This window comes from Mesorhizobium sp. M0239, assembly GCF_040321815.1.
Taxonomy (GTDB): domain Bacteria; phylum Pseudomonadota; class Alphaproteobacteria; order Rhizobiales; family Rhizobiaceae; genus Mesorhizobium.
Genome location: NZ_JAMYSG010000025.1, coordinates 99,647 through 109,966, shown reverse-complemented (window position 1 = coordinate 109,966; position 10,320 = coordinate 99,647). Strand labels below are relative to the sequence as shown.

9 protein-coding genes are annotated in these 10,320 nt (G+C 62.0%); 2 read left to right on the top strand and 7 right to left on the bottom strand.

Going from position 1 to position 10,320, the window contains the following annotated elements:
• The first annotated feature begins 379 nt into the window (after positions 1–379).
• Entirely contained in the window at positions 380–604 is a 225-nt protein-coding gene (locus NKI99_RS24645; protein ID WP_352443073.1) for a hypothetical protein, read from the top strand.
• Between the two features lie 180 nt (positions 605–784).
• Here NKI99_RS24645 and NKI99_RS24640 read toward each other — a convergent pair whose 3' ends face one another.
• The 7 genes from NKI99_RS24640 to NKI99_RS24610 form a co-directional block, all read right to left on the bottom strand.
• A complete protein-coding gene (locus NKI99_RS24640; protein ID WP_352612352.1) occupies positions 785–1,141 on the bottom strand; it encodes a hypothetical protein in 357 nt (118 codons plus the stop codon).
• Between the two features lie 892 nt (positions 1,142–2,033).
• A complete protein-coding gene (locus tag NKI99_RS24635) occupies positions 2,034–2,999 on the bottom strand; it encodes an ABC transporter permease (RefSeq protein WP_127297628.1) in 966 nt (321 codons plus the stop codon).
• Between the two features lie 3 nt (positions 3,000–3,002).
• Entirely contained in the window at positions 3,003–4,001 is a 999-nt protein-coding gene (locus tag NKI99_RS24630; protein WP_502905137.1) for an ABC transporter permease, read from the bottom strand.
• On the bottom strand, positions 3,998–5,542 hold the full coding sequence (locus NKI99_RS24625) for a sugar ABC transporter ATP-binding protein (protein ID WP_352443072.1): 1,545 nt from the start codon (positions 5,540–5,542) through the stop codon (positions 3,998–4,000). Before NKI99_RS24625 ends, NKI99_RS24630 begins: the two co-directional genes overlap by 4 nt.
• A gap of 60 nt (positions 5,543–5,602) precedes the next feature.
• Entirely contained in the window at positions 5,603–6,583 is a 981-nt protein-coding gene (locus tag NKI99_RS24620; RefSeq protein ID WP_352443071.1) for an ABC transporter substrate-binding protein, read from the bottom strand.
• 100 nt (positions 6,584–6,683) lie between these two features.
• Positions 6,684–8,303 carry a GMC family oxidoreductase gene (locus tag NKI99_RS24615; RefSeq protein WP_352443070.1) on the bottom strand — a complete coding sequence of 540 codons (1,620 nt, stop codon included), beginning with the start codon at positions 8,301–8,303 and terminating at the stop codon, positions 6,684–6,686.
• On the bottom strand, positions 8,300–9,226 hold the full coding sequence (locus NKI99_RS24610; RefSeq protein WP_352612349.1) for an FCD domain-containing protein: 927 nt from the start codon (positions 9,224–9,226) through the stop codon (positions 8,300–8,302). Before NKI99_RS24610 ends, NKI99_RS24615 begins: the two co-directional genes overlap by 4 nt.
• On the opposite strand from NKI99_RS24610, the gene NKI99_RS24605 reads away from it, so the two are divergent.
• On the top strand, positions 9,225–10,319 hold the full coding sequence (locus tag NKI99_RS24605; RefSeq protein ID WP_352612347.1) for a mandelate racemase/muconate lactonizing enzyme family protein: 1,095 nt from the start codon (positions 9,225–9,227) through the stop codon (positions 10,317–10,319). The genes NKI99_RS24610 and NKI99_RS24605 overlap by 2 nt on opposite strands.
• Position 10,320 lies beyond the last annotated feature (1 nt).

Genomic DNA, 10,320 nt, shown 5'->3' with positions numbered 1-10,320 from the left:
TCGTCGAAACCATCGAGGCAGCCGAATGCAAGAACTACTTCGAAAACGCAGGCTACGCTTCCGTCAAAATATGAAACGCTCTAGAACACGCAATAACCCAATTGGGGCGCTTCAAAAAGGAAAACATCCTGATGTATAGCGGTTTTCAATGTGGGTCGGCACTGCTGGCCAAGTTCCGAGGGTGAGGTGGGGGATAAGAGCGCCGATCTGCGTAGGTCTTCGGCCGATTTCCATCGTCGCGAATGTTCCAGCAGGCCAAAACGACCTGCGGGTCCTTCCGGAACAAAGCGTCGACGATTCGGTTCGGCAGGTAGGCGCCCGAAAGTCAATTCGCCGCAAAAAACCCTAGCCAGATGACAGACGAAAGGGAATCTGGAAAATGTCAAAGTCCCCCGACCGCGCCGTTCCCGGCGAAGACAGGATCGAAGCCGGCCCGAACACATCTCCGCAACAGGATCCGGTAGAGGGGCCGCGCGAGACAATCGATCAGGAACTCGAGCGGACAGACGACGAGAATAATTCTGATGAAGCGAAACGCTCCCGCCGAAACCCAGGAAAAGAGGTCGCGAAAGAGACCGAGCTGCCCGAACGCGGCTCTGCCTGAGGACTGCAGGAAAGACACACCCCAGACGCAACGGCGAATAAAGCGCGATCTGCATCTGAACTTTTGCTGCAGTATCGCTTGCCGGAGCGCGAGCCGCCGTCGGCGGGATATTCCGGCCGCGTCCCGCTCATAGCCAGAAAAGATGGCTCAGCGATTAGAGCCACAAAGAGGTCGCGCCGCTCACAGTTCGGTGCTGCTTCGTCCTCTTTCGAAAACAGGGATGTTTTCCTCGTCCTCCTCATTGTCACCGGCCGGTATGTCCTCGGCGTAGCTGCGGGTCAGCTCCTCGGTTTCGCTTAAGCCGTCGATAGTCTCATTGGCGCCTGCCCCTTCATCATGACGACCGGTAATTTCGCTGCGGGGCATCGCGTCGATCGACCGGTCGACATCGTCGGCTCCCACAAAACCGGGGTCCGCCCCATGCCTGTCCTCATGAGCCGCGGGGCTGTCCAATACGGCGGCATCCTCCGGCCGAATGGGTTCATCATTGGCGAAGTCGCTTCGCCTCGGATACGGGGACCCGTTTCTGCTTGGCATGTCAGGTACTCCTGTTCGTTTGCATGTTGGTCTCCGTCGATGCACTCGACTGGCCGCCGAACGCGGCCGAGCTACCGTTGTTCCTCTCTGGATGACAAAAAGTACGGGCGCAGCAGGCGCGAGGGAAAAGTCGGCTGGACGGCTCCGTGGCTTGAGGCTTTGCCAGATCCATCGCTAGAAAATAGCGCTGTTGTTTGTCGATGCCGGTATGTCGATGAGCGTCGGGTTGTAGCCAAAGCTGTTGCTTGAACAGTTAAGCTTTCAGACCCCGAGCCAATCTTCCGCAGACGCGCGGCCGCCATGTCCGGTGAGAGAATGCCGCGGCCCGTGCGACAATCTCGACGGCGCTTCTAAATCAGGCAACAGGCCTTGAGAACGGACCGACCTCGTGCGGAAACTCCCACCCCTACATGCATGTGAACTGGGTGGAGAAAGGGCGGGAGATCATTTTAAGAACTCCTTGAACGCTATGTTCGAAACGTGCGAACGGCGCACCGGTGGATCGGCTTGGCTTTCCGTTGAGGCTGACGCGAGAAGGAAGACTTTTTCAGCGCGAACCGGATTCGGCAATTGTCGAACGTGCCACGCAGCTTGTCCCGGCGTTCAGCCGCCGGGGCTGCTTGCGGACAGCAAATGGCGAAGCGCTTCAGCCTTCGGACATCGTCCGAGGAGCGGGCGAAGTCTCGCCGGCAGAGCAAGCCCATCCTGTTTCGAATGGAAAGGCAGTGGCAGTCCGTGTTCGTGGCAGTCGCCGGGAAATGACCGTCTCCGGGACGGCCATGTGACTGCACTACAGTCAGCTGTCGGATCCGGCTCCAAAAGGTGCCGGAGCCAGGTGCAACGGGGGGTCTGCAGGACGGCTCATCGGGCCTGGGCGGGTCAACCAGGGTACTTAGGCGGTTTCGCGCCTTGTCGTCAGCCGTGCCTGGAGAAGAACGACGACGAGCAAAAACAGCCCTCGGATCACTGACTGCCAGTAGGCCGAGAGGGAAATCCAACCCATCCCGTTTTCAAAGTTCAGGATGTTGAAAAGGATGCCGAGGAGCAGCACCCCGGCCAGCGTAGTCAATACCGAGCCCGAGCCGCCGGTAAGCAGCGTCCCGCCCACGACCACGGCAGCGATAGCAAACAGCTCCCAGCCGACGCCCTCGATTGGCTGGCCAGCGCCGAACTGCGAAGCGAGAACGACGCCGGCGAGCCCGGCCAGGCACCCGCTTGCGACATAGACGAGAAATTTGACGCGGTCTGTGCGCAGTCCCATCAGACGCGACGCATCCTCGCCGCCACCGATGGCCAGCACAGTCCGTCCCGTGCTGGTGTAGTTCAGGACGACCGATCCGATCACATAAGTAACCAGGGCGATGACCGCAGGAATCGGGAAGACCCAGAAATTGCCTTGGCCGATGGCGGTGAAACCTGAATCGTAGGACACCGAAACCGTCTGGTTGCCGGCAAGAAGGAGCGCCGAACCGCTTGCGGCAAGCATGGTTGCAAGCGTGGCGATGAAGGGCATCAGGTTTCCGCGCGTAACGAGGAGCGCGTTGATCAGTCCGGCCGCCAGGCCGGCGCCCACGCCCGCAGCAAGGCCGGCCGCGATGCCGTGCGGGCTCGCCAGGGCGGAAGCGACGCTGCCCAAGGCGGCGACGGAGCCGACCGACAGGTCGATGCCGCCCGTCATAATGACGAAGCACATGCCAAGAGCCACGAGCGCGAACATTGAGTTATAGCGCAGAACACTCATCACGTTGAAGAAGCCCAGGAACCGGTCGTAGCGCAGAAATCCAAACAGGACCAAGGCTGCAAGCGCGACAACGACACCGTAGGTGCCGATGATGCGGACCAGTCGGGCGCTGTTCATGGATTACACCTTGTGTTGCTGCTGCAGCCAAACGGCGAATGCGATCATGCCGGCCTTGACCACGAGCGCAGCGGCGTCGGGCACGCCGTTGGCGAGCAGGGTGTAGCGCACCAACTGGATGGTCAGGGCGCCGAGCAGGGTACCAATGATCGTCGCCTTGCCGCCGCTGAGCAGCGTGCCTCCCACCGCAACGGCGGCGATGGCGTCGAGTTCCATCCCCAGCCCGACAAGATTTGCGTCACTGGAGGAGTTGATCGCGATGACAACGAGGCCGGCCAGCCCCGCGCATAGGCCGCTGATCGCGTAAACCGCGAGCTTGATCTTCGATACTGCAATGCCGGCGAGTTCGGAGGCCTTTTCATTGCCGCCGACCGCCAGGATGCTTCGCCCGAACACCGTGCGGTGAAGAGCCCAAGCCGCCGCCGCGACCAGCACGGCCATAATGATCACCTGCGCCGGGATGCCGAGGGGGCGGGCAAGCCCGATCCATTGGAATTGAGGCACGCGGAAGGTCTGCAGATTGCCGTTGGTCATGACCTGCGCGATCCCGCGCCCGGCGATGAACAGCACGAGCGTTGCGACAATCGGCTGGATGCGGAAGCGGGAGACCAGCCAGCCATTGAACAGTCCGAACAGGCCGGCAACGAGGATCGACGTGATCATCGCGAGGGTCACCGCCAAATAGATGTTGCCGACGGGGAAGATCGTGCCCATGAAGATCATCGGTGCCAGCGCGCCGGAGATCGCCATCAGTGACCCAACCGACAGGTCGATGCCGCCCGTGGCGATCACCAGCGTCATCCCGACCGCGACGATCACGATCGTGCAGACCTGGGTCAGGTTGACGTTGAGGGTCTGCAGCGTCGCAAAATTGCGCGTATAAGCAAGATTGAAGGCAATCAGCAGCACCAGCGCGATCACCGTGCCGTAGCGCGCCAGGAAGCCGAACAGATTGAAGCCGAGGGTTCCGGCGTCATGGGATGGTCTGGCCAGATCGCTCACGCCGCCTCCTCCACCGAACCGCCATGCGCCATCGCCGCGAGCAACTCCTCCTCGTTGGCTGCCTGACCTTCCAGTTCGGCGACGCTCACTCCCTCGCGCAGAACGAATATGCGGTCGGCCCCTTCCATCACTTCCTCGAGTTCCGAGGAGATCATCAGCACGCCGAGCCCGCCATCGGCAAGCTTGCGGACAAGGCGCTGGATCTCGCCCTTTGCCCCGACATCGATGCCGCGTGTCGGCTCGTCGAGGATAAGCAGCTTCGGGTTCATCGCCAGCCATCGGGCAAGCAGCACCTTTTGCTGGTTGCCGCCGGAGAGTTCCCGGACCTTCTGGTTGGGGCCAGAGCATTTGATGCCGAGTTCGCGAATGAAGCGCTCGACGATCTCCCGTTGCCGGGCCTCGTTCAGGATGCCGCTGCGGCTGATCTTTGGCAGCAGTGCCAGCGTTATGTTTTCGGCGACCGTCATCTCCGGCACGATGCCCTCGGCTTTGCGGTCCTCTGTGCAGAAGCCCATTCCGGCGGCGATTGCGTCGGCGGCTCGCGCGGGATGGTAGGATGCGCCTTCCATCGTCATCTCGCCGGCCTTCAGCCGGTCGGCGCCGAATACAAGCCGGGCTGTTTCGGTGCGGCCGGCGCCGAGCAGGCCGGCGAAGCCGGCGATCTCGCCGCGGCGCACGTCGAAGCTCACATCGCGGACCGACTGGCCGGCGGACAGCCCTTGCGCGTTAAACAGCACCTCGCCAATCCCGGAGCGATCGCGCTCGCCGAATGCGGTCGCATGCCCATCATTCGCTGCGACATCGCGGCCGAGCATGGCCGAGACCAGTTCCAGCTTGCCGATGTCGCTCATAGCGGCGTTGCGCACTGTGCGGCCGTCGCGCATGATCGTGACCCGGTCGCAGACCTCGTAGAGCTCGTCGAGCTTGTGGCTGACGAATAGAACGGAGACGCCCTCGGCCTTGAGCTGCCGGATGACGCTGAATAGAACCGAGACTTCACGTTCGTCGAGCGAGGAGGTCGGCTCATCCATGATCACGAGGCGGGCGGAAAAGCCGATGGCGCGGGCGATTGCTACCATCTGCTGCGTGGCGGTGTTGAAATCGCCGAGCGGGCGGCGCACATCAATGCTGATCGAGAATCGGCTGAGCAGCCGTTCGGCTTCAGCATGCATCGCGCTCCAGTCGAGCAGGCCTCGGCGGCGCTTCTCGTGTCCGAGGCAGATGTTCTCGGTCACAGAGCGGAGCGGCACGAGATTGATTTCCTGGTAGATGGTGCTGATGCCGCTGACCTGCGCCTGATGCGGAGACCCGACCTCGAACGGCTTCTCCTCGAACAGCATCTGGCCCCCATCGCGGCGGTAGTAGCCGGTGAGCACCTTGATAAGCGTCGATTTGCCCGCACCGTTCTGGCCGATGAGTGCGTGGACCTCACCCGCAAGAACCTGGAGCGAGGCACCGACCAAGGCAGGGATGCCCCCAAAACGCTTCTGGATGTCATGCATGTCCAGGAGCAGCGCGGCTTGGTCCGGTTGGGCGGTCATCGGCAAACTCCGAAACCCTACCCGCCGAAGCGGGCAGGGCAGCTGGAAACAGAGTGGATATCAGAACGCAATATCGAAGTCTTTCTTCGCGTTCGTGGCGTCGAAGAAGGCATCCTCGTTCTTTATGAACGGCGGGATCTTCTTGCCGGCCGCATAGTCGGCCATCGTGGCGAATGCCTTCGGCCCGAACAGCGGGCTGCAGGCGCAGATCGCCCCGATCTTGCCGTCGATGATCGCCTGAACGCCTTCCTTCTCGCCGTCGATGGACAAGATCAGCACATCCTTGCCCGGGGTCTTGCCGGCGGCTTCCAAGGCGGCAATTGCACCCAGCGCCATCTCGTCATTATGCGCGTAGATGATGTCCGCGTCAGGATGCGCCTGAAGCAGCGTCTCTGCGACCTGCCGGCCCTTGTCGCGAGCGAAGTCGCCGGACTGGGACGCCAGGATGGTGAACTCCGAATGCTTGGCGATGAAATCGTTGAAGCCTTTCTTGCGGTCTGTGGCCGCCGAGGCGCCGGTCGTGCCCTCCAATTCGATGATCTTCGACTTGCCGTTGGCATTCTTGACCAGCCACTCGCCGATACGGGTCGCCTCCTCGATGAAATCCGAACCGATGAAGCAGACGTAATCCTCGCCCGGCTTGGCCATCGTGTGGTCGACGTCGCGGTCGACCAGGAACACTGGTATGCCGGCATCGCGCGCCGCCAGGATGACCGGCACCAGGGGCTTGTCCTCACGTGGGGGCAGGAAGATGGCGTCGACGCCCTGCGCGATCATCGAGTTCACGTCGGAGGCCTGCTTGGCCGACGAACCGGCCGCATCCGTGTAGACCAACTGATGGCCGAGCTTGGCGGCCTCGCCCTGCATGCTCTTGGTCTCGGCAAGGCGCCACGGATTGTTGCTTTCCGTCTGGGCGAAACCGACCTTGTACTTGTCCTTCTTGGCGAGCGGCGGCAGCGCCGCGAAGGCGCGTGAGCCGAGCGTCAGCGCGACCGCGCCGGCGGCCGAGCCAACCAGTAATTTTCGACGGGTAATGATCATGCTCTTTCCTCCTTGATTGTCGCTTTCTGCGACTGTGGACTTCCTCACGATTTCGGCCCTGACGGCCTCTGCATGCCACATTGGCAAACTGGATCAGGCTCTATGCCGCCTCCAGGATGAAATCGGCGCAGCGGTCGCCCAGCATCATCGCCGGCGCAGCCGTGTTGCCGGCATTGATGTTCGGGCAGGCCGACATGTCGGCAACCCGCAGATTGTCCACTCCGCGCACGCGCATCGCGGCGTCCAGCACCGCCATCCGGTCGCTGTCGGAGCCCATCCGGCAAGTGCCGGCCGGATGGTAATTGGTCTTGACGAAGCGCTTGCAATGTCTTGCTAGCGCCTCGTCGCTGAGATCATCCCGACTTGGCACGGCAATGGCCTTTACCCGATCGGCGAGCGGCCTGGTCTGGAATGCCTGCAGGAAATAACGCTGGCCGGAGATCATCTCCCGCATGTCGTCTGGATGCTTAAGCAGATTGGGCGAAACGACCGGCATGTCCTTCGGATTCGCCGAACGCAGCCTCACGAAACCGCGCGACTTCGGCTTCACAACCACCGTCGTGACGGTAAGCCCATAGGTGTTCTCGACCAACGTCAGAATATCGCGATCCAGATAGACGTGCGGAACGCAGAAGGCCTGGATCGTCGGTTCGCCGTCGGGATCAGCTGGGTTGACGAAGGCGCCGGCCTCGACCCCTGCCGAGAGGATCGTGCCGGTGCCGAAGAGTTTGAAATGCAGGCCATTCCTTATCATCCGCCAGCCTTGGCCTTGCCTGAAATAGCCGTAAGGGCCGTTCGCCGTGGCAATGATCGGGACCTCCGGATGGTCGATCAGATTCTCGCCGACCCCGGGAAGGTCGGCGACGCAGGCAATGCCATACCTGGCGAGCGCGTCGGCCGGGCCGATGCCGGACAGCATGAGCAGTTTCGGCGAGATGAGGGCACCCGACGAGACAATGACGTCGGCATCCGCATAGGCGATATGCTCGGCGCCCGATGCGTCGGAGTAGACGACGCCGGTGACCCGCCCGTTCTCGATCAGCAGCCGGCTGACAGTGCAATTGAGCTTCACCGTCAGCTTCGGGTCATTCGTCAGCGGCTCGATGAAAGCGTAGGCGGCGCTGCTGCGCTTTCCGCGCCGGTTCATGAACTGGTAAAAGCCGACGCCGCGCTGCGACGGCCCGTTAAAATCATGGTTGTACGGCAGTCCCAGCCCTTGGACCGCCTGGACGAACCAACGCGAAACATCGTCGATGTGGCCGGGATCCGAGACCAGCAGCGGACCTTCGCTGCCATGCAGTTCGCCGGCGAGTCGATTGTTTCCCTCCATGCCGGTGAAGTGCGGCAGCACTGCCTGCCAGTTCCAGCGTACCCCGGCATTGTTGCCGCGCATCATGTCGTCCCACTCGTCGTAATCGGCCGAGCGGCCCCGCATATAGACCTGGGCGTTGACCGAGGTGCCGCCACCCAACACGTTGCCTTGCGAGATTTCGTGAATGCGGCCGTCGAGGTGGGCTTGCGGCTCGGTGCGGTGATAGCGCATGAATTTCGAGCCGTTGATCATCTTGAAGATGCCGGGCGGCATGTCGAGCAGAGGGTGATGATGGGAATGGCCGGCCTCCATTAGCAGGGTTCGCCTTCCTGCTTTCACCAGCCTTGCCGCCGCAACGCATCCGGCTGCGCCGCCGCCCACTACGATATGGTCGTAGGACTGCGTCATGCCTCAGGCGCCTCACGGCTTTCGAAAGTACCGCGCACATACTCCCAGGCCGCCGAAAGGTGATTGAGGAGCGCCCGCTCGGCGCCGTCGGGATCTCGCTCGATGATGGCCGTGCAGATTTCCCGATGGCTTAGGAAATTCACGCGGTTGCGCTCGGGCGATCGGGGCATGCGCATCCACTGCGGCGACAGCCAAGCGGTGAATGCCTTGTGCACCACAGGTAGCACCGGGTTCCGGGCGATATCATAAAGCGCTGCGTGGAAAGCCACGTCGGTTGCGTAGAATTTCTGCGAGTCCGGAATAGCCGCCTCGTTCATCGCCAGTGCGGCCCTGAGCGCTGCGATGTCTTCCTTGCGGGCATGCATGGCCGCATTACGCGCCAAGGAGGCCTCGAGGAAGACGCGCATGTCGTAAAGGTTCTTCACGCCTGCTTGGTCGCTCAGCAGATGGCCGACAATGCCATTGAGGGCGCCGAGCGCAGCATCCAGGCCGGGCCTGCGTGCAACTGGCCGGAAGCGTGGACGCGCTTCCACCAGACCGCGGCTGGCCAGACGTGCAATCGCCTCACGCACAACGCCCCGGCCCACGCCATACTCGATCATCAATTCGCGCTCGGCCGGCAGGTAGCTGCCATCGCCAAGCCTTCCGGATGTGATGTCGGCCTCGATCCCAGCCACCATCGCGTCGGCCGCGCGGGCGGCAACGATCACTGCGGGCATCTCAGGCTCTCCCGTATGCAGCAAGCCTTCTTCCTCCCAATCAGCGATCATATTAGAAAGCAATTCGGACCAAAGTACAAGCGTGCCGAGACCATCGTAGGACCAAAAGTTCCCAATGGCACCGAAATTCCAGGCAGACCGTTGCGAGCCAGGGAAGTTGGTGCAATTATGGTCCGATGAAAAAATCTGGACGAGATGCCGCATGAGCCGCACCGAAATCAGGGATGTCGAGACCCGGCTGTTCCGGGTCCCGCTGCGTGAGGTGATGACCGATGCCAAGCACGGCGCGCACACGCATTTCGAGTTGGTGACTGTCACGCTTAGGCTTGCCGATGGCAGCGAGGGCACCGGCTACACTTACACCGGCGGCAAGGGCGGCCATGCCATCAAGGCAATGATCGAGCACGACCTCGCGCCTTTCGTCCGGGGACGCGACGCGACCGGGATCGAGACGCTCTACGACGGCATGCTCTGGCACATCCACTATGTCGGGCGAGGCGGTATCGCATCCTTCGCGATATCGGCAATCGACATCGCGCTATGGGATCTCAAGGGCCGGCGCAGTGGCCTGCCGCTGTGGCAGATGGCTGGCGCCACAGGGAAGACCGCCAAGGCCTATCGCGGCGGCATCGACCTGAATTTTACCCTTGATCAGCTCCTGGCCAGCACCGATTCCTATTTGAAGGCCGGCTTCACGGCGGTTAAGATCAAAGTCGGCAAGGACGATCTTGCGGTGGATGTGGCCCGGGTGAAGGCAGTCCGCGGGCGCATCGGGCCCGACGCTACCTTTATGGTTGACGCCAACTACGCGCTGAACGTCCCGCGGGCGATCGAAGCGGCCACAGCATTTGCGCCGTACGATCTGCTGTGGTTCGAGGAGCCCATCATACCCGACGACTATGAAGGCTACGCCAGCATTGCCAAGGCAACGGGCATGCCGCTGGCAATGGGAGAAAACCTGCATGTCATCGAGGAGTTCGAGCATGCCTTCGCCTGGTCCAAGCTCGCCTACATCCAACCCGACGCGTCCAACTGCGGCGGGGTCACGGGCTGGCTGCGCGTGGCAGCGCTTTCACGCAACGCCGGCATTCCCGTGTGCAGCCATGGAATGCAGGAACTTCATGTCAGCCTCGTCGCAGGCCAGACAAATGGCGGCTGGGTGGAGGCGCACAGCTTCGATATAGACCATTATACCACTCAGCCGCTTAGGCTTCAGAATGGTGCTGCGATAGCACCCGACGAGCCCGGCGTGGGCGTTGTTTTCGACTGGCAGAAACTAGCCGGCTTTGAGGAATAGC